This is a genomic window from Tropicibacter oceani (assembly GCF_029958925.1).
Classification (GTDB): domain Bacteria; phylum Pseudomonadota; class Alphaproteobacteria; order Rhodobacterales; family Rhodobacteraceae; genus Pacificoceanicola; species Pacificoceanicola oceani.
Genome location: NZ_CP124616.1, coordinates 887011 through 910436 on the forward strand (window position 1 = coordinate 887011; position 23426 = coordinate 910436).

Sequence of the window (23426 nt, forward strand, 5' to 3'; positions counted from 1 at the left end):
ATGATCAGGGGGCGGCGCATGGGCCGCCCCCTGACTGGGAGGAAATTAGCGGTAACCCGCTGCTTCCATTGCGTCGTTGGTGATGGCCTGGGCCTTCTCCAGCGCTTCTTCGATGGTCTGCTGACCTGCATAGGCAGCCGAGAATTCCTGGCTGACGTCAGTTGCGATACCGGCAAACTCCGGGATGGCCGCGAACTGGACGCCGACGTAGGGGGATTCTTCGACGGTCGAGTTGTTCGGGTCAGCCGACAGGATCGACTGCAGGGTCATCTTGGCGAACGGAACTTCCATGTAGTTCGGGTTCTCGTACAGCGAGGTACGTGCGCCCGGAGGAACGTTTGCCCAGCCTTCGTTGGCCGCGACCAGCTCGATGTAGTCTTTCGAGGTTGCCCATTCGACGAACTGCTTGGCTGCGTCGGCTTTCTGCGAACCGGCGGGGATCGCCAGCGCCCATGCCCACAGCCAGTTCGAACGCTTGCCAAGACCGTTGTCGGGTGCAAGGGCAAAGCCGACGCTGTCAGCAACGGTCGAGTCGTTGGGGTTGGTCACGAAGGATGCCGCAACGGTTGCGTCGATCCACATGCCGCACTTGCCCTGCTGGAACAGCGACAGGTTTTCGTTGAAGCCGTTGGTGGCGTAACCGGCGGGGCCGGATTCGTCCATCATGCCCTTGTAGAAGTTCAGGGTGTTTGCCCAGGCTTCGGTGTCGAACTGTGCGTTCCAGTCCATGTCGAACCAGCGTGCGCCGAACGAGTTGGACATCGCGGTGATGAAGGCGCCGCCTTCACCCCAGCCGGCCTTGCCGCGCAGGCAGATGCCATTGATGTCGGCGTCACGATCGGTCATCGCAGCGGCCGCTTCACGGATGAAGGTCCAGGTCGGGGCTTCGGGCATTTCCAGCCCGGCCTTTTCCATCAGGTCGGTGCGGTACATGATCATCGAGCTTTCGCCGTAGAACGGTGCCGCGTACAGCGTGCCGTCATGGCTCAGGCCGCCTGCCATTGCGGGCAGGATGTCGGCAGCGTCATATTCTTCCGACAGATCGTCCAGCGCGACCAGCCAGCCGTTCGCACCCCAGATCGGGGTTTCGTACATGCCGATGGTCATGATGTCGAACGCGCCACCCTTGGTGGAGATGTCCGTGGTCACGCGCTGACGCAGCACGTTTTCCTCGAGGGTGACCCACTCGACTTCGTGGCCGGTCTTGGCGGTGAAGTCAGCGGTCAGACCCTGCATGCGGATCATGTCACCGTTGTTCACGGTCGCGATGGTGAGGGTTTCCGCCGATGCAGCAAATGCAGTTGCCGTAAGTGCGGTTGCGCCCAGAAGAGCGCGGATGGATTTAGTCATGAGTTTCCTCCCGGTTTGAGCGAATGCTAAGCTCGTGGGCAATTACTCATATCTGGTAACCTTCCGTCAACTAATTTCGTCTCTGCGCTGCGGCATTTTGGCGGTGCCACTTGTTTAGGCAGTTGAGAAACCGACACAAATTGCCAATGGGAAAGCACGAAAGATTTTTGGGGCATAGTCCCATTCTGCCGGCGCGCCCGAGAGTCACTGCTCGCCCAACGTGCGCCGAGGCGATGAGAATGGTGAATCGGTCCCTCTCAGGCCCTCAATTCCCGCGCCCCAAGGGCACTGATGGCCACCATCACGGCGGCTGTCCCCAAGCAAAGAGGCAGTCCTCCAATCTGGTAACTTGCCCCTGAAAGGACAGTCCCCAGCAGCCGCCCGGCGGCATTGGCCATGTAGTAGAACCCGACGTCCATCGTAACGCGGTTGTCCTGCGTAAAGGCCAGGATCAGGTAGGAATGCAGCGATGAATTCACTGCAAAGACGGCACCAAAGGCCAGCAGTCCGAAAACCAGCGTAAGGGTCAGCCAGGGGGCGGGTGCCCCGGCCAGCCAGACCAGCAGCGCCAGGCTTGCCGGAATGGCCACCAACGCAAGGGCCCAGCCCTGCGCCAGCCCGACGATAGCAGCGGCGCTGCGGGACCGGGCGCGCAGCAGGCGCGGCGCATTGGCCTGAACGATCCCGTACAGGATGATCCAAAAGGCCATGAAGGTGCCGATGGTGAAAAAGGCGGCGCGGTTCGACTGCTCCGAGCCGTCCGACAGGACCGCGTAGAAATAGATCGGAATGCCGACGACAAACCAGACATCGCGCGCGCCAAACAGGAAGACCCGCGCAAAGCTGAGCCAGTTGATGTTGCGGTCCTTCGAAAACACCTCGGAGAACTTGGCATCCTTGCGGCCCGTGGGCAGGCCGGGGGGCATTTTCAGCATCACCGCGACAAGGATCAGCGCCAGCACGGCAGCCATCGCCAGGATGGCAGTGGTAAACCCCAGCGTCGCCAAAAGCGCGGCACCCAGAAGGAAACCGACCCCCTTGACCGCGTTCTTTGATCCGGTCAGCACGGCCACCCACCGGAACAGCCCGTCGCCGTCGCGCGGCGCCAGCAGCTTGACCGCGGATTTCGAGGACATCTTGGCCAGGTCCTTGGCCACGCCCGACGCGCCCTGAACCAACATGACAAAGGTGACCGAAGTGGCAATCGCCCATTCCGGGTTCAGCTGGGTCAGCGCCAAAAGCGCCACGACCTGCAGGCCAAGCCCGGCGTAGAGCGTCGAGGTCAACCCAAAGCGCGCCGCAATCCAGCCCGCCGACAGGTTGGTCACAACCCCGGCGATTTCGTAAAGAACGAACAGATAGGCCAGCTGCACGGGGGAAAAGCCGATGGCGTGGAAATGCAGCAGCACCAGCATCCGCAGCGCGCCATCGGTCAACATGAAGGCCCAGTAGGCTGCCGTCACGGCGACATAAGCCGCCAGTCCTTCCTGTTTCACAACGAGGCTCCGACCATCAGGGCGACATCCACAAGGCGGTGCGCATAGCCCCATTCATTGTCGTACCAGGCATAGATTTTCACCTGGGTGCCGTTGATCACCATCGTCGACGGCGCGTCAATGATCGCCGAGCGCGGATCGTTGGTATAATCGGTCGAGACCAGCGGCCGTTCCTCGTAGCCAAGGATACCGTTCAGCGGCCCCTCGGCGGCGGTCTTGAACAGGGCGTTCACCTCTTGTGCCGTGGTCGGGCGGTCCACCTCGAACACGCAGTCGGTCAGCGAGGCGTTCAGCAGGGGCACCCGCACCGCATGGCCGTTCAGCTTGCCGGTCAGCTCCGGATAGATCAGCGTGATCGCCGTGGCGCTGCCCGTGGTTGTGGGGATCAGCGAATTCAGCGCCGACCGGGCGCGGCGCAGATCCTTGGCGGGGCGGTCGACGATCGTCTGGGTGTTGGTCACGTCGTGGATCGTGGTGATCGAGCCATGCTTGATCGCCAACGCCTCGTGGATGACCTTGACGACCGGGGCCAGGCAGTTGGTGGTGCAGCTGGCGGCGGTGACGATCTGGTGCTGCCTGGGGTCATAGCTGTCGTCGTTGACGCCCATGACGATATTGGCGGTCGGGCCATCCTTGACCGGGGCCGAGACGACGACCTTTTTCACGCCGGCGGCGAAATAGGGGGCCAGTTTCGACTCGGTCTTGAAGGCACCGGTGCAGTCGATGACCACATCGACGTCTTGCAGGGGCAGATCCTGCAGGCGCTTTTCGCAATGGATCGGCAGGCGCGTGCCATCGACCGTGATCGAGGTGTCGTCATGGGCAAAGCTGGCATTCCAGCGGCCGTGCACCGTGTCGAACTCCAGTAGATGCGCATGCATCTGCGGATCGCCAACCGCGTCGTTGATCCAGGCGATCTTTGCGCCCCGCTCCAGCAGCGGTTTGAGGGCAAGTTTGCCCATACGGCCAAGGCCATTGAGTGCATATGTGGTCATGTCAAATCCATCTTTTGCGCGCCAAGGTCATCGACGGCATTTTGTAGGGCGTTCTTGTCAAGCATGTGAAAGGGAAGCGCGGCAAAGGCCTCGATCCGGTTTTTCAGGGCGCCATAGGCCTGCTGGAAGGCCAGGCTGATCTGGGCGTCGGTTCCCGTGGCCTTGACCGGATCGGGCATGCCCCAATGGCCGCTGATGGGCTGGCCTTCCCAGGTCGGACACTCTTCGTTTGCGGCCTGGTTGCAGACGGTAAAGACAAAGTCGAATTCGGGCGCGCCGGGACCGGTGAATTCACTGACGTTCTTGGCGCGCAGCGGCGCGGTATCGTGGCCCTTGGCGGCCAGCACGCGCAGCGCAAAAGGGTTCAGCTCGGAATAAGGTTTTGCCCCGGCCGAATAGGCGTTGAAACGGTCGCCCGCGATCTTGCGCAAAAGCGCCTCGGCAAAGATCGAGCGGGCGGAATTGCCGGTACAGACAAAAAGGACATTGAACTTGCGCTGGGCCATGGCCGTGCCTCTGGGTTGCTGGATGGCAGAGATGGGCGAACAGATATCCGGCCGACCGCGGCAGCAGTCGAGCAGAAGATAATCAAAGGTCTGCCGGACCACCGGCATGTCGATGGAATACAAAAGCGAGGTCCCGGCCCGTTCCTGCGCGATCAGCCCGCCTTGGTGCAGGCTAGACAGATAGGCGGACAGCGTGCTGGCCTTCAGGTTCAGCGCCTCGGCCAGTTCCCCGGCGGGAACGCGGTCGGGATAGCGGCGCATCAGCAGCCGAAACAGGGCCAACCGCTGCGGGTGGCCAAGGATCGAAAGGCGGTCGGGAATCGTATTTTCCATATTTCACGAAATACAGAAATAAAGGGCGCGGCGCAAGAGGGGGCGACCGGGGTGCCGGATCAGGTCGAGGGCATCCCCTTGACCTGACGCAGCCGTTTCTGCGCGGCGATCCGAAACGGGGCATTGGGCGCGCCGAAACCGCGATAGCCCGAACCCCTTTGGATGATTTCAAAGAACAGGCCTCCGGCAAAGGCCTTGGAATAGACCTGAAAGAATTCGCCGTGATCGTCCCGATCATACAGGATGTTCAGCGCCTGCATCCGCTCCATCAGGCCCGGCGGAAAGTCAAAGCGTGCGGCAAGGTCGTCGTAATAGTTCTGCGGGATGGGCAGGGGGGTGAACCCCTTGGCGATCAGCGCGGTCACCGAGGAAAAGATATCGTCGGTGGCCAGCGCGATATGTTGCACCGGTGCGCCAAAGCTTTCGGACAGAAAGCGGCCCGCCAGGGTGCGGTGGGTGTCGGCCCCGTTCAAGGTGATGCGCAGCGCGCCGTCAGGGGCCTCGACCACTTGCGAGCGGACAAGCCCGTCAGGATCGGTGACATCGACCATCGGGCTTTTGCGCATGTCAAAGATCGTGCTGTAGAACAGCGTCCAGCTGAGCATGTCTTCATAGCTCATGGTCTGGGCCAGGTGGTCGATCCGTGTCAGCCCGGCGCCCTTCGGACTGTCTGTCGCGCCGAACTCGGCCTCCCAGACGTGGTCCAGGCCACTGCCGGAATCGAGCATGTGCAGCACGCTGCCGGACAGGCCGCGAATGGCGGGGATGTCCAGTTCTCCGGGCCCGATGGGTTGCGAAAAGGGTTCTATCCCCAGTGCCGTCGCGCGGGCGACGGTGTCCTTGGCCGACCTGACCTGAAGCCCGATATCGCAAACCGAGGTGCCGCGCGCGTTCCAGCTGTGATCGGCGTGGCCGGTGGTTTCCTCGTTCAGGACGATGCGGATATCGCCCTGCTGCCACAGCGACACCGCCTTGTTGCGGTGGCGATTGGCCTGGGTGAACCCAAGCGTGGCAAGGGTCTGCTCCAGCGCCCTGGCCTCGGCCCCGCGTGTGGCGAATTCGACAAAGGCGACGCCCGTGGTTTCGACCCGGGCGGGCAGGGCGGGCATGTCGATGTGCAGCGCAGGTTCGGCCCGCGCCACATCGTCGATCAACGCAACCAAAGACCGATAGCCATCGCGCGCGACACCGCGCGTCGATCCCTGGCGGAACTGGTCGTTGAAGATTTCAAGGCTGATCGGCCCCTGATAGCCGGTGGCCATGACGGCCCGCATGAACCCGGTCACGTCCAGGTCTCCTTCGCCCGGCATGTTTCGGAAATGCCGGGACCAGTACAGCAGGTCCATCTCGATCAGCGGGGCATCGGCCAGCTGCACGAAAAAGATCTTGTCTCCGGGGATACGCCGGATGGTTTCCGGGTCGATCTTGCGTGACAGGGTGTGAAAGCTGTCCAGGATCAGGCCGACATTGGGATGATCGGCGCGCCGCACAATTTCCCAGGCATCGCGGTGATCATTGACATGCCGGCCCCAGGCCAGGGCTTCGTACCCGACACGCAGGCCGCGCCGTGCGGCCCGTTCGCCCAGCTCGTGAAAATCCGCAGCGGCCCGGTCGATGCCTCCGATGGCCTGTTTGTGGCAGGACGAACAGACCAGAACCAGATCGGTGCCCAGCGCCTGCATCAGGTCGAACTTGCGCTCGGCCCGGTCAAAGGCCTTGGCGCGCAGTGGTTCGGGCAAGCCTTCGAAATCCCGAAAAGGCTGGAACAGCATGATGTCCAGCCCGTGATCGCGGACCATGCGGCCTACATCCTGCGGACTGCCGTCAAAGGCGATGAAATCCTGTTCGAAAATCTCGATCCCGGCATAACCGGCGGCGGCGATTGCCTCCAGCTTGCTGCGGAAATCCCCCGAGATCGAAACAGTCGCGATGCCAGTCCGGATCATGTGGTTTCCTTGTCAAAGGAGTCGAAGGCCGCGCGCATGACGGTCTCGTCCGGGGTCTGGCCGGTAAACAGGGAAAAGGCGCGCACCGCCTGGTATAGCGCCATGAGCGCCCCGTTCATGGTGCGGCAGCCCTTGGCACCGGCGTCCTGCAAAAGCTGCGTCTGCATGGGGAAATAGACGATATCGGCCACCCAGTGATCTGTGGTGATGAACTGGGTCGGAATGGCTGTGCCGGGCAGTTTCTGCATGCCCATCGGGGTTGCGTTCACGATGCCGCGGGCCTTGCCCGCAGCTTGGCCAGGATCGGCCGCGACATGCCCGCCCGTCTGGTCGGCAAGGGTCGCTGCGGCATCAGGCGACAGGTCGTGGATCAGCAGGTCTTGTACGCCCAGATCCTTCAAGGCATGCGCGACAGCGCCCCCCGCGCCGCCCGCACCCAATAGCAGGACGCAGTCCAGATCCACGCCGGGCAGCCCCTGGCGCATCGCTTCGGCAAAGCCCCAGAAATCGGTGTTGTGGCCAAAGCGTTTGCCGTCCCGAAACACCACGGTGTTCACGGCGCCGACCTTTTGTGCGGCGTCGGACAGCTGGTCCAGATGCTGCATCACAGCCTTCTTGAACGGATAGGTGATGTTCAACCCGGCAAAGCCCGATGCCTCGGCCCGATCCAACAGCGCGGCCAGCGGTGGGGTGCCGTCCATCCGGTCGGGGTCGATCAGGTCATAGCGGTACTCCAGTCCCAGCGCGCGACCCGCCTGCATATGCATGGCCGGTGTGCGGGACAGCTGGATGCCATGTCCGATCAACCCTACCTGAACACCCGTGTCGGGTTTTTGGCTTTGCTTTGTCTGCGATTCTGACATGGGGTTTCTCCGACGTTGCACCGTTCATAACGCAAGCCGCCCACGTGTCAATTTTTTTGTACCTTTGGGTTAATTTAAGGAGGTGTCGCGCGTTAGGTGGAGACCCCAATCGCGTTCGATCCTGAGGTTTCGCCCCGCAACCGAACCGGCATGTCCCGTTCACGCCCGCCATTGCCCAGGTCGATTGCCGCCAACCAAAGGGCTTTGGCGCGTTGCAACGGCAACTCTCGGGCGATGCCGCCACCGGGAAGGGGGCGGTCCCAATCGGCGGCGCTCAGATCGCGCCACTCCACGTTCAGATGAACCTCGGTGTGGTGGAACAGGTGCCGAAGGGCATGCGCGGGCAGCGCCGCGCCAAAGGCGATTTCCCGGGGCAGGGCCTCGCGGCGCGGATCGGCAGCGTGCCACCCACCGCGCAGCGCCGCCATCAAGCCCGCCAGCGCCCGGGCGTCATAACTGACCTTGGCAATGATCTGCCTCCGATTGCCGTGATCCAGGTCCCGGTCAGTCAATTCGTTCAGCTTGCGCGCAAAATAGGCGGTGCCGCGCCGCGCCAAAAGCAGATCCTCGGCCGGGGCATTCGGCGCGTCATAACGTGCGCCGGTCCCCTGCCGCGCTTTCAACTCCGCGACCGCATCGCTCATGTCTGCCCGTCGACCTGGGTGCGCATGAAATTCAGACGTTCCATGATCGGGGCATCCGAAAACCGGAAAAGATCGAACTGGCTTTCCGCCAAAAGCGACCAGGACACCCATGACGGGATCACGAACATGTCGCCTTTCTCAAGCCTGTGCGTCTCGCCGTCCATCACCACCGCGCCAGTCCCTTCGAAGACCTGGAACACGGTTGACCCGACTTCGCGCCGCGCCGGTGTTTCGCACCCGGCGCGCAGGCGATGGAATTCGCAGCGGATCGTCGGCATCACATCGCCGCCCGTGGTCGGATTGACATAGCGGACGGCCGCATGCCCCTGTTCGACGGTGGCGGGCTGGCCTTCGTCCTCCAGCAACAATTGCTGGGTCAGCGCCTGGTCGGTAAACTCCCAACGATAGGCCCCGATGGGCGAGGCAACGGTGTCCTGCAACTGCGACAGGGGCCGCAAACCGGGATGGCACCAAAGCCGCTCTGACCGCGAAAAGTTCGGGGTGGCGTAATCCGTCACCCGGTCGCTGCCGAACTCAAAGAACCCAACATCGTTGTGCTGGCTGAAAGGAATGTCCAAACCGTCGATCCAGGCCATCGGCTGGTCGGTGTCGTTGTGATGGCCGTGAAAACACCACCCCGGCGTCAACAACAGATCGCCGCGCGACATGCGTACGGGGTCACCGTTCACCACGGTCCAAACCCCCTCACCCTCGACCACAAAGCGAAAGGCGTTTTGCGAATGCCGATGTTCCGGCGCCGTTTCGTGCGGCCCAAGATACTGGATCGCGGCCCAAAGGGTCGGCGAAACATAGGCCTTGCCGCCCAGTCCCGGATTGGCCAACCCGATCGCCCGCCGCTCACCGCCGCGCCCGACGGGCACCAATGCGCCCGCCTGCTCGGCCAGCGGCAGCAGGGTCGACCACTTCCAGACATGCGCCACGGCCTTCGGCTTGGGATGCATGGGCATCAGGTCGCCGGTCTGCGTCCACAGCGGGTTCAGGTGGTTGTCCTTGAACCCCTTGTACAGCGCCCGTAACTCGGGGCTGTCATCGGGGGTCATGCCATGTGCGACAGACTCGTGGTCAAGCTCTTCGTTCATATGTCCCTCCTCCGGCACGGTCTTCCAATTGCCCAAAATATCCCGGGGGCGTGGGGGCTGGCCCCCACTCCCGTCCTCACATCCTACTCGGCGTCCGGCTGGTTGGGCGGCGCCGCCCGAACAAAGGCCTCGACCTTGTCCAGCGCGGCAAAGATCCGGGCGATCACCGGCCATTGCTCCGGATCGATCCCGAACCGCTTGTTGTTCCAGACCTGCGCGTAAAGACAGACATCGGCCAACCCCGGCGTGTCGCCATGGCAGAACATCCCGGTTTCCGGCGCGGTGGCCAAGGATGTCTCAAGCGCGTCAAAGGTTTCGCTGACCCAATGGGTGAACCAGCGCTTTTGCGCGGCCTCGTCCGCCCCGAATTCCGAGGCGATGTATTGCAGAACCCGCAGGTTGTTCAGCGGGTGCACCTCGCAGGCAACCATGTAGGCCAGTGCCCGGACGCGGGCCCGCTGCACCGGGTCGGGCGGCAACAGGGCGGGCTGCGGGTGTACCTCGTCCAGCCATTCGATGATCGCCAGCGATTGCGGGATGTGGGTGCCGTCCTCCAGCTCCAGCACTGGTACCAGCCCTGCGGGGTTGCGCGCCAGAAAGGCCGGGTCCTTATGCGCCTTTTCCTTCAGCGCATAGGATACATAATCATACTCCAGCCCCTTCAGGTTCAACGCCGCCCGAAGCCGGGTCGAGGTCGAGGACCGAAAGTAGTTATGCAGGATCAGGGTCATTCCGGGTTGCCGATCGTCACGGTGGCCTCGCCCAAGCCCACGACCGAGGCGGTGCAGACGTCGCCCGGCACCAGCTTGCCGACCCCGGCGGGCGTTCCCGACATGATCAGATCGCCGGGCTGCAACGCCATCGAACGCGACAGGATCGAGATCACCTCGGGGATGGTCCAGATCAGTTCGTCAAGGTCGGCGTCCTGACGGGTTTCGCCGTTCACCGTCAGCTTGATCGACCCTTTGGCCGGGTGGCCGACTTCGGACACCGGATGCAGGGGCCCGATCACCGCCGAGCGGTCAAAGGCCTTGCCCCAGTCCCAGGGTCGCCCCATGTCCTTGGCCGTCTGTTGCAGATCGCGCCGGGTCAGGTCGTTGCCGGTGCCATAGCCCCAGACGTGGCCTAGCGCATCCGCTTCGGAAATGTTCCGCCCGCCCTTGCCGATGGCGACGACCATCTCGGCCTCATAGTGCAGGTTGTCGGTTTCGGGCGGGTAGGGGATGGTCTGGCCGTGATCGACCACCGCATCGGCGGGCTTGGTGAAAAAGAACGGCGGTTCGCGATCCGGATCCTTGCCCATTTCGCGGGCATGGGCGGCATAGTTGCGCCCGACGCAAAAAATGCGCCGCACGGGAAAGCGGTCTTCGCTGCCGGCAACGGCTACCGAAGGGGTGGGGGCCGGATCGATTACAAAACCCATTGTCTGTCCTTTGTTGCGTTCGCGGAAATCTCAGTTGTCGAGTCCATTGGAACCGTACAGCCAGTTCAGCTGATTGTACCAGTCCTGTGCACTCATCCCGCTCATCACGCTGTTGCGCACGGCGGCCTGCGCGCCTGAGGGATGATAAATGTATTCGCCGATCAGGCGGCTGTTCATCTGCACCCGGGCGGTGCGCACGCTGCGCATGGCCTGATACCGGGACAGCGCCTTGTCGATGTCGGCCTCGCCTTCCATGCAATGGGCCAGCGCCACCGCGTCCTCCATTGCCATGCAGGCACCCTGGGCAAAGTATTGCAGCATCGGATGCGCCGCATCGCCCAACAGCGCTACGCGCCCGTCCAGCCAGTTGGAAATCGGATCGCGGTCGCACAGCACCCACAGCTTCCAGTCGGTGCCGTGTTCAATGATCTGGCGCGCCTTGGGGTGGATGTGTTCGAACCCCTGCGCGACCTCGGCCTTGGATACGGGCCGCCCCGAGATCGCCTCCTGGACGTCGCGGTGATAGGTCACCACCAGGTTGTAAACCTTGCCGCCTTTCAGCGGGTAGTGGACGATGTGGCACTTGGGCCCTGCCCAAAGCGTCGCGGCGTTCCAGCGCAGGTCTTCGGGCATCTGCTGTGTCGGGATGACGCTGCGATACGTGGTGTGCCCGGAAATCCGTGGTTCCCCGTCGCCCACCATCTGCGCCCGAATGGGCGAGCGCAGCCCCTCGGCGCCGATCAGGACGCGGCCCTTCAGCGGATCGCGCCCTTTCAGGATCAGTGTCACACCGGTGCCATCCTGTTCATAGCGGTCCACCACATGTTCGGTGCGCAGATCGACCAGAGGGCTTTGTTCGCAATACTTCAGCAGCACGCCATGCAGATCGGCCCGGTGCACCACGGCATAGGGGTTGCCGTAAAACTTGCGAAAGGGTTCATCCAGCGGGATTTGGGTTATGTCCTCGGCGGTCTGGGCGTCCATCAGGCGCAGGGCGTCGATATAGACCGCCTTTTCCCGGGCCTGATCGCCGACACCCAGGTAGTCAAAGCAGTGAAAGGCGTTGGGGCCGATCTGGATGCCTGCGCCGATTTCGCCGAACTGTTTTGCCTGTTCGACCACGATCGAGCGAAAGCCCTTTTGCGCCAGCCCGCAGGCCGCCGCCAAACCGCCAATACCGCCCCCCGCTATCAGGATGGGTTGATCTGACATGACGACTCCTCCCGCCGGTTCCGCCAAATAAGTATGTATGCTTATCATTAGCAGGCATACTACCCTCGCGCCATTGTTTTTTGTAAGGTGCCGTGAAAGGCGTGATCGCAAGGGGTGAAACAGATGTCTGACAGCGGCGGCGACCTGCCCTTTCACCAGATGGCCGGGCATTTGATCAGGCGGCTTCACCAGATTTCGACCCAGACCTTTCAGATGCGTGCAAAAGCGGCCGGGATCGACCTGACGCCGGTCCAATTCGCCGCGCTAGAGGCGATCGCCGCCAATCCCGGTGTCGATCAGGCCAGCGTTGCGGCGCTGATCGCCTATGATCGGGCAACCATCGGCGGGGTCATCGACCGGTTGCAACAAAAGGGGCTGATCACCCGCAAGGTCAGCGAAACCGACCGACGGGCGCGGGTTCTGGCCCTGACCAAACCCGGTCAGGACCAGTTGCAGGCCTTGCGCCCCATCGTCGAGGCGCTGCAGCCCGACATTCTGGGCGGGCTCAGCGCGGGGGAACAAAGGCAGTTCCTGGCGCTTGCCCACAAGGCGGCCAAGGGGGGTTAGGCCGCGGCGCGGCGCATCCGGCGTTTGTTGGTCCAATACCAGATGCGATAGGCTTCCAGGGCAATCAGCGGCGAAAATTGGACAATGGCGCCCAGCGGATGTTCCCAATTATGCAGCGACGCCCAGTGCAGCAGCGTCAGAACCGCCGCGCCATAGGTCCAGCGTTGCAGGGTCTTCCAGCGCGGTCCCATGACGCGCACGAAATAATCCATCGAGGTGACGGCCAGCGGAATGAAGATCGCAAAGGCGATCCAGCCGGTCCAGATGTAAAAGCGGTCAATCTCGCTGACGACTTGGTCGAGCGATCCTTTGTCCAGCACGTAGAACAGCGTATGCAGCGCGCCATAACCGAACGACGCGACACCCAGGTAGCGGCGGTTCTTTTTCAACCACTGCGGCCCGCGCCAGCCTTTCAGCAACATGGTCAGCGGGGTCGCGATCATCGTGATGATCAACAGCCGCGCCGCCCATTCACCCGTGGGATGCACAAGCATGTGGATGATCCGTGCGTTGTCGGATGTAAGCGCCTGATAGCTCCAGGCGGCGGGCGGCAGGGCCAAAAGCGCCCAAAGCCAATAAGGGGTGAACCGGGACATCGAAAACCATTCCTTTTTCTTGCGAACACTGGTCAAACGGGGCGGCACCGAATTCCCGTCGGGCTCAGACCAGATTTTTTGCGCGGCAGAAAGGCTTGCCTCTGCCGGGGAGGTTTGGCTACTTCGGGAAGGGTCATTCTAATAGGAGCCACCCTTGGTCCTTGTCCGCCTCTTTCCGGTTCTGGCCCTGTGCCTGACCATGATGCCGCTGACCGCGCGCGCGGGCGAGGTGACGGTTTTCGCGGCCTCCAGCCTCAAGACCGCGCTGGACGCCATCGCGCCGGGCTTTCAGCAGGCGACGGGGCATGGGCTGACGGTATCCTTTGCCGGGTCGTCGGTGCTGGCCCGCCAGATCGAGGCCGGCGCACCGGCGGATGTGTTCATTTCCGCCAGTGCCGACTGGATGGATCACCTGGCCGCGCAGGGGCTGATCGACGCCGGGTCGCGCCGCAATCTGCTGGGCAACAGCCTTGTCCTGATCGGGCAACCGCAGGATGCGCCCCTGACCGATTGGGCCGATCTGCCCGTGCGTCTGGGGCAGGGTCGACTGGCCATGGCGCTGGTTCAGGCGGTGCCTGCTGGGATCTACGGCAAGGCCGCGCTGGACTCGCTGGGGCTGTGGGACCAGCTGGCGCCGCAGGTGGCGCAGGCCGACAACGTGCGCGCCGCGCTGGCGCTGGTCGCCCTGGGCGAAGCGCCGCTGGGCGTCGTCTATGCCACCGATGCGCAGGCCGAACCGCAGGTCAGCGTGCTGGCGACCTTTCCCGCCGGGTCGCACCCGCCCATCGTCTACCCTGCGGCGCGAATCCAGGGCAGCGGGGCCGCCGCGCAGGACCTGCTTGATTACCTGAACAGCGCCCCGGCCCGCGCCGTCTTTGCCGATCAGGGCTTTGCCCTGCCGGAGGACTAGGGTGGACTGGCTGGGCCCCGAAGAATGGCAGGCGGTGGCGCTGTCGCTGCGCGTGGCCTTATGGGCGGTCCTGTTGTCCTTGCCGCTGGGGCTGTTCACCGCCTATGCGCTGGCGCGCTGGCATTTCCCCGGCAAACAGATCGTCAACGGGCTGGTGCATTTGCCGCTGATCCTGCCGCCGGTGGTCACCGGCTACCTGCTGCTGATGACCTTTGGCACCCGCGCGCCGCTGGGCGCGGCCTTGCAGGACATCGGGATCGTCTTTGCCTTTCGCTGGACCGGGGCGGCGTTGGCGGCGGCGGTCATGGCCTTTCCGCTGATGGTGCGCGCTATGCGGTTGTCGATAGAATCGGTGGACCCCAGGCTGGAACAGGCCGCCGCCACGTTGGGCGCCTCGCGCCTTTGGGTGTTCCTGACCGTCACCTTGCCGCTGACCCTGCCGGGGGTGATCGCAGGCGCGATCCTGGCCTTTGCCAAGGCGATGGGTGAATTCGGCGCGACCATCACCTTTGTGTCCAACATTCCTGGCCAGACCCAGACCCTGCCTTCGGCGGTCTATGCCTTTTTGCAGGTGCCGGGGGCCGAAGGATCGGCGCTGCGGCTGGTGATCGTGTCGATCGTGATCGCCATGGGCGCGCTGTTGCTGTCGGAATGGCTGTCGCGCCGGGTGTCGCGCCGGGTGGGCGGCGCATGACACTGTCTGTCTGTCTGAAACACCAATTCCCCGGGCTGGCGCTGGACGTGGATTTTCAGGCCCCGGCCGGGCTGACCGTGCTGTTCGGCCGGTCGGGATCGGGCAAGACCACCATCGTCAACGCGGTGGCGGGGCTGTTGCGGCCGGACGCCGGGCGGATCGTGGTTGCCGACCATGTGCTGCTGGACACGCAGCGGGGGCTTTGCCTGCCGCCCAGCCGCCGCCGCCTGGGTTATATCTTTCAGGAAGGACGGCTGTTCCCGCACATGACCGTGCGCCAGAACCTGTCCTACGGGCGGTGGTTTTCCCCCGATCGCGGTGCTGTGCACCCCGATCACGTGATCGAGCTTCTGGGCATCGGGGCGCTGCTGGATCGTCGGCCAGGTGCCCTGTCAGGCGGTGAAAAGCAGCGGGTCGCCATCGGTCGCGCGCTGCTGGCCAATCCGGCGCTGATCCTGGCGGACGAACCGCTTGCCGCACTGGACGAGGCCCGCAAGGCCGAGATCCTGCCCTATTTCGAACGCCTGCGCGACGAGGCGGTCGTGCCCATCCTGTACGTCAGCCATGCCCCGGCCGAGGTGGCGCGCCTTGCGACTTCGGTCGTGGCCTTGCAGGACGGGCGCGTTGCGCGCCAGGGCCTTGCGGCCGATGTGCTGGGCGATCCGTCGATCCTGCCCGCCGGGGTCCGAGGCGCCGGGGCCATCCTGGAGGCGCGGGTCGTGGCGCATCACGACGATGGCCTGTCCGAGCTGGACGCAGGCGGGCAGCGCCTGCATCTGCCGCGCGTCGCCCGCGCGGTCGGCGAAACCCTGCGTGTCCGCATTCCCGCCCAGGAGGTGATCCTGGCCCGGTCGCGCCCCGAGGGGCTGTCCGCGCTCAACATCATTCCTGGCCGCATCGAGGCGATCCGCGAAGGCGGCGGGCCGGGGGCCATCGTGTCGCTTTCGACGCCGGCCGGCACGGTTCTGGCCCGGATCACCCGCCGGTCGGCCCAGGCGCTGGGCCTGGCCGAAGGGGTTGAATGCTTTGCGGTGCTGAAAACCGTCGCCATCGCCCCGCAAGACATCGGCGGGGCTTGAACCTGGCTGCCGCGCCGCTAGGTCGCTGGCTTATGAAACGGGTATTGATCATCGGGAACAGCGGCGGCATCGGATCTGCGGTGCAGGCCGCCTTGCAGGCGAAGGGCCATGCGGTCACGGGCGTGTCGCGGTCGGGCGACGGGCTGGACGTCACCAGCGAAGCCTCGGTCAGGGGGGTAATTGGCAGCCTCGAAGGGCCATTCGACTGGGTCCTAGTGGCGACCGGCGCGCTTGAGATTGACGGCGGCGCCCCCGAGAAATCCCTGGCCAGCCTCAGTGCCCGAACGATGCAGGACCAGTTTGCGCTGAACGCCATGGGGCCCATGCTGGTGCTGAAACATGCGCTGCCGCTACTGCCCAAGGACAACCCGGCGGTGTTTGCCGCCCTGTCCGCCCGCGTGGGCAGCATCGGCGACAACCGGCTGGGGGGATGGTACAGCTATCGCGCTGCAAAGGCGGCGTTGAACCAGTTGATGCATGGTGCGGCGATCGAACTGGCGCGCACCCACAAACAGCTGGCCTGCGTCTGCCTGCATCCCGGCACGGTGGCCACGCCCTTTACCGAAAAATACCTTGGCCGTCATCCTGCCGTTCCCGCGCCACAGGCCGCCGCGCGCCTGATCGAGGTCATGGCAAGCCTGACCGCAAAGGACACCGGCCGCTTTCTGGATTATGCGGGCAAGGAAATCCCGTGGTAGCACGTCTTGTCCTGGTGCTGGGCGACCAGCTGTCGACCGACCTGTCCGCCCTGCGCGCGGCCGACAAGGCGCGCGACATCGTCGTCATGGCCGAAGTCGCGGACGAGGCGGGCTATGTCCCGCACCACCCCAAGAAGATCGCGCTGATCTTTGCCGCGATGCGCAAGTTCGCGGCGCGGCTGGAACAGGACGGCTGGACCATTCGCTATTCCCAGCTGGACGACACCGGCAACGCCGGGTCGATCGTGGGGGAACTGCTGCGCCGCGCCGAGGAAACCGGCGCGTCTGAGGTGCTGGCCACCGAGCCGGGTGAATGGCGCCTGATCCAGGCCTTGCAGAACGCGCCGATCACGCTGCACCTGAAGGAAGACGACCGGTTCCTGGCCTCGCACAGCCAGTTCCAGGATTGGGCCAAGGGGCGCAAGGCCCTGAGGATGGAGTATTTCTACCGTGAGATGCGGCGCAAGACCGGCCTTTTGATGCAAGGCGACGAACCTGCGGGCAGCCAGTGGAACTATGACCAGGAAAACCGCAAGCCAGCCCCCGACAGCGTGACGACCGCGCCGATGCAGTTCACCCCGGATGCCATCACCCAAGAGGTGCTGGACCTTGTCGAGGCGCGCTTTGGCAAGACGTTCGGCGATTTGCGGCCCTTTCACTATGCCACCGACCAGGGGCAGGCCCGGCAGGCGCTGGCGCATTTCATCCGCCATGCCCTGCCGCGCTTTGGCGATTTCCAGGACGCCATGCTGGATCAGAACCGGTTTCTGTATCACTCGCTGCTGTCGGCCTATATGAACATCGGTCTGCTGGACCCGCTCGAGGTGTGCCGCGCCGCGCAGCAGGCCTATGAGGATGGCGATGCCCCGCTGAACGCGGTCGAAGGCTTTGTCCGCCAGATCATCGGCTGGCGCGAATACGTCCGGGGCATCTATTTCCTCGAAGGGCCGGAGTATCCGCAACGCAATGCCCTGAACCATGACCGCAAGCTGCCGGCGCTGTATTGGGGCGGCCCGACGCGGATGCGCTGCGTCGAAAAAGCCGTCAGCCAGACCCGGCAAGAGGCCTATGCCCACCATATCCAGCGGCTGATGGTGACGGGCAATTTCGCGCTCTTGGCCGGGATCAACCCGACCGAACTGCATGAATGGTATCTAAGCGTCTATATCGACGCCTTCGAATGGGTCGAGGCGCCCAATACCGTCGGGATGAGCCAGTTCGCCGATGGCGGGGTCATCGCCTCCAAGCCCTATGTGTCCTCAGGCAACTACATCAACAAGATGTCCGATCACTGCAAGCGCTGCCACTATGCCGTCAAGGACAAGACCGGCGACAAGGCCTGTCCGTTCAACCTGTTGTACTGGCATTTCCTGGATCGCCACCGCGACCGGTTCAGCGGCAATGCGCGGATGGGCAACATGTACCGCACCTGGGATCGCATGGACGAAGACAAACGCGCGGTGATCCTGCAAGAGGCCGCCGCGCTGCTGGACCGTCTGGATCAGGGCCAGGTGGTCTGACCTGGACGTCCGCGGCCGCCTGAACCGCCGCAGAGCGGATCAGTTGTCTTGGGGAATGGCGGTTTCTGGCGGGGCCGCGGCCGGGGTATTGGTCTGGGCTGTGCCCGACAGCGCGCCATTGATCCATTCACCGGTGGCCTGTTCCCCCGTGGCATAGCGCATGGTGCCTTCGCCCTGGCGTTTGCCATTGGCAAAACTGCCTTCGTAGACATCGCCATTGGCATAGGTTGCCACGCCCTGACCGGAAATCTCGCCGCGGCTCCATTCACCTTCGTAGCGAAAGCCGTTGGCCATCACGATGGTGCCCAGGCCGTGGCGCTGGCCATCGCGGAACTGGCCTTCGTAGACCGTGCCATCGGGGAAGGTGGCCTTGCCGGTGCCGTGTCGCTGGCCGTCTTTCCAGTCGCCTTCGTAAACGTGGCCGTCGGGGTAGGTCATGACCCCGCGTCCTTCGTATTTCGCATTCTGGAAACCGCCCTGATAGACATGGCCGTTGGCATAGGTGGCGATGCCTTCGCCGACCATGACGCCATCGACCCACTGGCCTTCGTAGGTATCGCCGCCGGGATAGGTCATCTTGCCCATGCCATTGGGCAGGCCGACCTTGAACTGGCCTTCGAAGACTGATCCATCTGGATAGGTGACCTGACCCTGGCCTTCGATCTGGCCGGTCACCCAATTGCCCGAATAGCGATAGCCGTCCTTGCCGATGAACGTGCCCTGACCGTGCCGCTGGTCGTTGTTGAATTCGCCCTCGTAGACGTCGCCGTTGGGAGAGATCACCTTGCCCATGCCTTCGCGGCGGCCGTCGACAAAGGCGCCTTCGTAGATGTCGCCGTTGGGCTGGATCAGCTTGCCCTGACCGTCCATCTGGTCTTCGCGCCAGGTGCCTTCGTAGATGACCCCGTCGCTCATCGTCATCTTGCCGGTGCCATCGCGTTCACCGTTTGACACACGGCCTTCGTAGGTTGACCCATCGGGAAAGGTGATCTTGGCCGTGCCTTCCTTGACGCCATTGACCCAGTCGCCGTCGTAGACGTACCCGCTGGGCGAAGTCATGACCCCCTTGCCATGTTGGAGCGCGTTGCGAAACGCGCCTTCATAGCGCATGCCATTTGCATAGACCGTGACGCCCTGTCCGGTGATCTTGCCTTCGAGCCAGGACCCTTCATAGGTGCTGCCATCGGTCAGCACGATCTTGCCGATGCCTTCGGGCTTGCCCTTGGCGAACTGGCCCTCATAGACGGACCCGTTGGGAAAGCGCGCCACGCCCTGGCCCTTGATTTCGCCGTCGACCCATTCGCCAGTGTATTCATAGCCGTTGGGCAGCCGGTAGGTGCCGGTGCCATGCTGAAGCCCGTTCAGGAAGGTGCCTTCGTAGACGCCGCCATCATCATATTGCTTGGTCACGACCTCGTCCTGGGACTGTGCCATGGCGATGCCGCCAAGGGCCCCTGCAAGGATAAAAGTGATACCTGCCAGCTTCATGCCTGTCTTGCCCCCGGTGGTGCGAAAGGTCCTGTTTGCGTGACCGGAACGTAAAGGACAGGGTGGGACGGGGCAATCTCTTTTGCCGCTGCGCACTTCCCCTTGGGCGTGCATCTGCTATTTGGGCGGTAACGCGATAGAAAAGGACAGGTCATGGGTGATCGTTTCCGCCTGACACTGGCACAGCTGAACCCCACCGTGGGCGACATCAAGGGCAACATCGCCAAGGCGCGCGCCGCCTGGGACGAAGGCCGCAAGGCCGGGGCCGATTTCGTGGCCTGCCCGGAAATGTCCGCCGTGGGCTATCAGACCCAGGATCTGATCCTGAAACCCGCCTTTGTGCGTGACGCTGTCCAGCAGATCGAGGCTTTGGCGGTGGACTGCGCCGATGGGCCCGCGCTGGGCATCGGCGGTCCGTTCCCGGGCGAGGACGGCAAGCTGCACAACAGTTACTACGTCTTGCAGGGTGGCAAGGTCGCCGCCGTGACACACAAGTTCTTTCTGCCCAACTTCAACGTCTTCGACGAGGTGCGCCTGTTCTCGCGTGACCGGATGCAGGGGCCGATTGCCATCAACGGAGTGCGCATCGGCATCCCGATCTGCGAAGACGCCTGGTATCCCGACGTCTGCGAGGCAATGGCCGAAAGCGGCGCCGAGATTTTGGTGGTGCCCAACGGATCGCCCTATTTCCGCAACAAGTTTGAAACCCGCCTGAACCACATGGTCGCCCGCGTGATCGAAACGGAATTGCCGCTGGTCTATCTCAACATGGTGGGCGGTCAGGACGATCAGGTGTTTGACGGCGGGTCCTTCGTGCTGAACCTGCACGGACGCCCTGCGGTACAAATGCCGACCTTTGACGAGGCGATCACCCACGTCCAGTTCAACCGCACCCGCGACGGCTGGCGCGCCGAAGAGGGGCAGTTCGTCACCCACCCCGATGACTGGGAAATGGATTACCGGGTCATGGTCGAAAGCCTGCGCGACTATTGCCGCAAGACAGGGTTCGGCAAGGTGCTGTTGGGCATGTCCGGCGGCGTCGACTCGGCGCTTGTGGCGACCATCGCGGTGGATGCGCTGGGGGCTGAAAACGTGCGCTGCGTGATGCTGCCGTCCGAGTATACCTCGCAAAGCTCGCTTGAGGACGCCAAGGAATGCGCCACGGCGCTGGGTTGCCGCTATGACTTTGTTCCCATCGCTGAAGGGCGCGCGGCAATAACCAACACCCTGGCCCCGCTGTTCGAAGGGACAAAGCCCGACATCGCCGAGGAAAACATCCAGTCGCGCCTGCGCGGGCTGTTGCTGATGGCGCTGTCCAACAAGTTCGGCGAAATGCTGCTGACCACCGGCAACAAGTCCGAGGTCGCGGTGGGCTATGCCACGATCTACGGCGACATGGCGGGCGGCTACAACCCGATCAAGGACCTGTACAAGACGCGCGTCTTTGAAACCTGCCGCTGGCGCAATGCCAACCATCGCGGCTGGATGATGGGCCCCGAGGGCGCCGTGATCCCGGACCGGATCATCACCAAACCCCCCAGCGCCGAGCTGCGCGAGGATCAAAAGGACAGCGACAGCCTGCCCGACTATCCGGTGCTGGATGGCATTCTGGAAATGCTGGTGGACCAAGAGGCCAGCGTCGCCGATTGCATCCGCGAAGGGTTTACCCGCGAGGATGTGAAGCGGGTCGAACACCTGCTGTACATCAGCGAATACAAACGGTTCCAAAGCGCCCCGGGCGCGCGCCTGACCAAGCGCGCCTTTTGGCTGGATCGCCGCTATCCCATCGTCAACCGCTGGCGCGACGAGGGCTGATACGATCCCCAGATCGTGAACGGTACCGCGCGGCAAGGCAGCGATGCGTTGTTGTCCGGGGGGCATGGGCTGGCTACAGTCCATGGCAGCGCCGCGCGGATGCGGCGGCAACCCCGGGGGGACTTGATGGCCATGATGAAGCGGATCGGAATGACAGCGACGGCGCTTGTGCTGCTGGCGGCAGGGGCTTCGGCGCAGATGATGCATGGGCATGGGCACGGGCAGATGCACGGGGCCGATGGCACCGGCCATGACGAAATGACCATGCCCGGCCTGCGCGGCCTTGACGCCACCCCCGAGGAAAGCGCCGAACTGGCGGTGATGTTCCGCAACTTTCACCTGATCGAACGGACGGTGGAAAACCTGCCCAACGGCATCCGCACCGTGACCTTTTCCAAGGACCCGGAGGTGATGGAGGTGTTGGTGAGCCACGCGGTCGGGATGATCGACCGGGTGGGTCAAAAACGCGATCCGCAGATCTTTATCCAAAGCCCGACGCTGGACATCTTTTTCGCCCGCGGCGAAGGCATCCTGTCGGAAATCGACATCACCGACGAAGGGCTGGTGGTGATCCAGACCTCGGACGATCCCGAACTGGTCGAGGCGCTGCACATCCATGCCGCCGAGGTGTCGGACATGGCGGCGCGCGGCATGCAGGCGGTGCATGAAATGATGATGCAGCGCGCCGCGAACTAGGCCCCCTCAGTCGAGAACACTCGGGGTAAGGAAAACCGGAACTTCCTCAATCAGAGGTAGATTTTTCCGGCGTTTTCCTGTGCGATTTGGCATTCCCTTTTGTTCATTCAATTTCAGGAGAGGCCCATGTCCAATTTTTCCGGCGCACAACGCGAACATCTTACCCCCAGGGCGCAGGCGATCAGCACCTTGTTCGAGCGGCATTTCCGCGCCGAAATCGCCGAGGCGCTTTTGTCCGAAAAGCCCGCTCCGCGGGTCGAAATCCCCAAGGCGTGGCTGCAGGCGCGGGATCAAAAGGCCCCGCCGCCATCGCCCGCTCAGCTTGTCCTCAGGTATTGGGGCGAGCTGTCCCGGAACGACGCCAAAAAGCTGGCCAAGCGGCTGATGTCCGAAGACCTGCGGACCGGCCTGTTGTTGCCGCAAAAGGATCGGGACGATCTGGAAAAGCTGGTGCAGCCGAACGCAAAGACGCCAATGGCCGATCGGTCCCAGGTGAGCGATCAGCTGACCGAAACCCTTGAACTGAGGAAGATCAGGAAAGGCGATGAAGGCAGCTTTTGGGGATGGCTGAAAGAGCTTTTGAAAGATCTGTATCCGGGGCACGACGGTGTCTTTCGCGATATCAAGCCAACGGTGGACAACGATGGCCGACCCGAAGATCAGGACACGCCGCCGGGTCCGGAGGACGAACCCACAACGCCGCCGCCGCCGACCAGTGGTACGCCCGGGCCGCAGCAGATCGGCTATCAGACGCTGCGCCTGAACATCGACCGGGTCCGCTGTCTGCGCCGCACCCGCGGCGAGGCGGGCGATGACGAAATGGCCATGGGCGGCGTCGCGGTACACGGGCCGCTGGCCTACAATTCCAACCCCTCGCTTGCCAATGGCGAACAGTTCGGCCCAACCGATCTGGGCAGCTTTTCCCAAGGCCAGCGCGAGGTTTTCAACCCGCCCTTGTTGGCGCATGAATACGACCTTGGCGGTTTGAACCTGCCTCATGTGTTTCTGCCGTTGTTCACGCTGGCCGAACTGGACCCGGCGGGCGGATTCATGGATTTCCTGACCGAACTGATGACCAGCATCGAGGCCGAGATTTCATCCTACGAATTGTTCAACCTGATCTATGCCTATTACAACGCGATCAGCGTCGCGGTGTTGGTGCCGCTTACGATTTCGTTCATTCTTACCGGGCCAATCGGCGTTGCAATTGTAGGGATTGTCGGGATCGTCGTCGGAGTTGCCGCGATTTTCCTGGCCTTGGGAACCGGCAACAGGGACGACATCTTTGATGTACGCGAGATTTTCCTGGCTCTGACGCAGCAGACGCTGGCTGGGCCACCCTTTAACGGCACCAGCCGGACCGACACCGAAGAGATGATCATCCACGGCGATGGTGGCCGCTATCAGGTCGATTTTCATTGGCAGCTGGCCGGGCAGATCCCGGTGTTGGGCATCTCGGATCAGGACCCGCCGGTCTGGACACAGCCCTAGGGGG

Annotated in this window: 22 protein-coding genes; 9 read left to right on the plus strand and 13 right to left on the minus strand. The window is 63.3% G+C overall.

Annotated features, from left to right (window positions below):
- Positions 1 to 45 precede the first annotated feature (45 nt).
- The 11 genes from QF118_RS04170 to QF118_RS04220 all read right to left on the minus strand — a co-directional run bounded on the left by QF118_RS04170 (position 46) and on the right by QF118_RS04220 (position 11868).
- Positions 46 to 1350: an ABC transporter substrate-binding protein gene (locus QF118_RS04170; RefSeq protein ID WP_282301391.1), complete on the minus strand. Its 1305-nt coding sequence runs from the start codon at positions 1348 to 1350 to the stop codon at positions 46 to 48.
- A gap of 257 nt (positions 1351 to 1607) precedes the next feature.
- Positions 1608 to 2900: an organoarsenical effux MFS transporter ArsJ gene (gene arsJ / locus QF118_RS04175; RefSeq protein ID WP_394357072.1), complete on the minus strand. Its 1293-nt coding sequence runs from the start codon at positions 2898 to 2900 to the stop codon at positions 1608 to 1610.
- Positions 2843 to 3841, minus strand: coding sequence for an ArsJ-associated glyceraldehyde-3-phosphate dehydrogenase (locus QF118_RS04180; RefSeq protein ID WP_282301393.1), 999 nt, complete (start codon positions 3839 to 3841; stop codon positions 2843 to 2845). The genes arsJ and QF118_RS04180 overlap by 58 nt, the downstream gene beginning before the upstream one ends.
- Positions 3838 to 4680 carry an arsenate reductase/protein-tyrosine-phosphatase family protein gene (locus QF118_RS04185; RefSeq protein ID WP_282301394.1) on the minus strand — a complete coding sequence of 281 codons (843 nt, stop codon included), beginning with the start codon at positions 4678 to 4680 and terminating at the stop codon, positions 3838 to 3840. Before QF118_RS04185 ends, QF118_RS04180 begins: the two co-directional genes overlap by 4 nt.
- 59 nt (positions 4681 to 4739) lie before the next feature.
- Positions 4740 to 6623, minus strand: a complete 1884-nt coding sequence (locus QF118_RS04190) for a bifunctional sugar phosphate isomerase/epimerase/4-hydroxyphenylpyruvate dioxygenase family protein (protein WP_282302400.1) — start codon at positions 6621 to 6623, stop codon at positions 4740 to 4742.
- Positions 6623 to 7489, minus strand: coding sequence for a shikimate dehydrogenase (locus tag QF118_RS04195; protein WP_282301395.1), 867 nt, complete (start codon positions 7487 to 7489; stop codon positions 6623 to 6625). The genes QF118_RS04190 and QF118_RS04195 overlap by 1 nt, the downstream gene beginning before the upstream one ends.
- 92 nt (positions 7490 to 7581) lie before the next feature.
- The gene (locus QF118_RS04200; RefSeq protein WP_282301396.1) at positions 7582 to 8133 is read right to left on the minus strand and encodes a DinB family protein; all 552 of its coding nucleotides are present in this window, start codon (positions 8131 to 8133) and stop codon (positions 7582 to 7584) included.
- Positions 8130 to 9233: a cupin domain-containing protein gene (locus tag QF118_RS04205; protein WP_282301397.1), complete on the minus strand. Its 1104-nt coding sequence runs from the start codon at positions 9231 to 9233 to the stop codon at positions 8130 to 8132. Before QF118_RS04205 ends, QF118_RS04200 begins: the two co-directional genes overlap by 4 nt.
- 83 nt (positions 9234 to 9316) lie before the next feature.
- Positions 9317 to 9964: a maleylacetoacetate isomerase gene (gene maiA, locus QF118_RS04210; protein ID WP_282301398.1), complete on the minus strand. Its 648-nt coding sequence runs from the start codon at positions 9962 to 9964 to the stop codon at positions 9317 to 9319.
- Positions 9961 to 10656, minus strand: a complete 696-nt coding sequence (locus QF118_RS04215; protein ID WP_282301399.1) for a fumarylacetoacetate hydrolase family protein — start codon at positions 10654 to 10656, stop codon at positions 9961 to 9963. Before QF118_RS04215 ends, maiA begins: the two co-directional genes overlap by 4 nt.
- Positions 10657 to 10686: 30 nt before the next feature.
- Positions 10687 to 11868 carry a 3-hydroxybenzoate 6-monooxygenase gene (locus QF118_RS04220; protein WP_282301400.1) on the minus strand — a complete coding sequence of 394 codons (1182 nt, stop codon included), beginning with the start codon at positions 11866 to 11868 and terminating at the stop codon, positions 10687 to 10689.
- Between the two features lie 123 nt (positions 11869 to 11991).
- On the opposite strand from QF118_RS04220, the gene QF118_RS04225 reads away from it, so the two are divergent.
- Positions 11992 to 12435, plus strand: a complete 444-nt coding sequence (locus QF118_RS04225) for a MarR family winged helix-turn-helix transcriptional regulator (protein WP_282301401.1) — start codon at positions 11992 to 11994, stop codon at positions 12433 to 12435.
- Here the strand turns inward: QF118_RS04225 and QF118_RS04230 are convergent.
- A complete protein-coding gene (locus QF118_RS04230; RefSeq protein WP_282301402.1) occupies positions 12432 to 13031 on the minus strand; it encodes a protein-methionine-sulfoxide reductase heme-binding subunit MsrQ in 600 nt (199 codons plus the stop codon). The genes QF118_RS04225 and QF118_RS04230 overlap by 4 nt on opposite strands.
- 199 nt (positions 13032 to 13230) lie before the next feature.
- On the opposite strand from QF118_RS04230, the gene modA reads away from it, so the two are divergent.
- Genes modA through QF118_RS04255 form a run of 5 tightly spaced genes read left to right on the plus strand, consistent with a single transcriptional unit; the run spans position 13231 to position 17932 of the window.
- Positions 13231 to 13941 carry a molybdate ABC transporter substrate-binding protein gene (modA, locus tag QF118_RS04235; protein ID WP_282302401.1) on the plus strand — a complete coding sequence of 237 codons (711 nt, stop codon included), beginning with the start codon at positions 13231 to 13233 and terminating at the stop codon, positions 13939 to 13941.
- A gap of 1 nt (position 13942) precedes the next feature.
- On the plus strand, positions 13943 to 14635 hold the full coding sequence (modB, locus tag QF118_RS04240) for a molybdate ABC transporter permease subunit (RefSeq protein WP_282301403.1): 693 nt from the start codon (positions 13943 to 13945) through the stop codon (positions 14633 to 14635).
- Complete coding sequence (modC, locus tag QF118_RS04245; protein ID WP_282301404.1) at positions 14632 to 15714, plus strand: molybdenum ABC transporter ATP-binding protein; 1083 nt, start codon at positions 14632 to 14634, stop codon at positions 15712 to 15714. The genes modB and modC overlap by 4 nt, the downstream gene beginning before the upstream one ends.
- Positions 15715 to 15746: 32 nt before the next feature.
- Entirely contained in the window at positions 15747 to 16412 is a 666-nt protein-coding gene (locus QF118_RS04250) for an SDR family NAD(P)-dependent oxidoreductase (protein ID WP_282301405.1), read from the plus strand.
- Positions 16406 to 17932, plus strand: a complete 1527-nt coding sequence (locus QF118_RS04255) for a cryptochrome/photolyase family protein (protein WP_282301406.1) — start codon at positions 16406 to 16408, stop codon at positions 17930 to 17932. The genes QF118_RS04250 and QF118_RS04255 overlap by 7 nt, the downstream gene beginning before the upstream one ends.
- Positions 17933 to 17971: 39 nt before the next feature.
- Here the strand turns inward: QF118_RS04255 and QF118_RS04260 are convergent, their stop codons facing one another.
- Positions 17972 to 19420 carry an MORN repeat-containing protein gene (locus QF118_RS04260; RefSeq protein ID WP_282301407.1) on the minus strand — a complete coding sequence of 483 codons (1449 nt, stop codon included), beginning with the start codon at positions 19418 to 19420 and terminating at the stop codon, positions 17972 to 17974.
- 153 nt (positions 19421 to 19573) lie between these two features.
- Between QF118_RS04260 and QF118_RS04265 the strand changes: the two genes are divergently transcribed.
- The 3 genes from QF118_RS04265 to QF118_RS04275 all read left to right on the plus strand — a co-directional run bounded on the left by QF118_RS04265 (position 19574) and on the right by QF118_RS04275 (position 23422).
- A complete protein-coding gene (locus QF118_RS04265) occupies positions 19574 to 21235 on the plus strand; it encodes an NAD+ synthase (RefSeq protein ID WP_282301408.1) in 1662 nt (553 codons plus the stop codon).
- 126 nt (positions 21236 to 21361) lie between these two features.
- Positions 21362 to 21931, plus strand: coding sequence for a hypothetical protein (locus tag QF118_RS04270; protein WP_282301409.1), 570 nt, complete (start codon positions 21362 to 21364; stop codon positions 21929 to 21931).
- Between the two features lie 126 nt (positions 21932 to 22057).
- Positions 22058 to 23422 (plus strand): hypothetical protein, encoded by a 1365-nt coding sequence (locus QF118_RS04275; protein WP_282301410.1) that lies wholly within the window; start codon positions 22058 to 22060, stop codon positions 23420 to 23422.
- Positions 23423 to 23426: the final 4 nt, after the last annotated feature.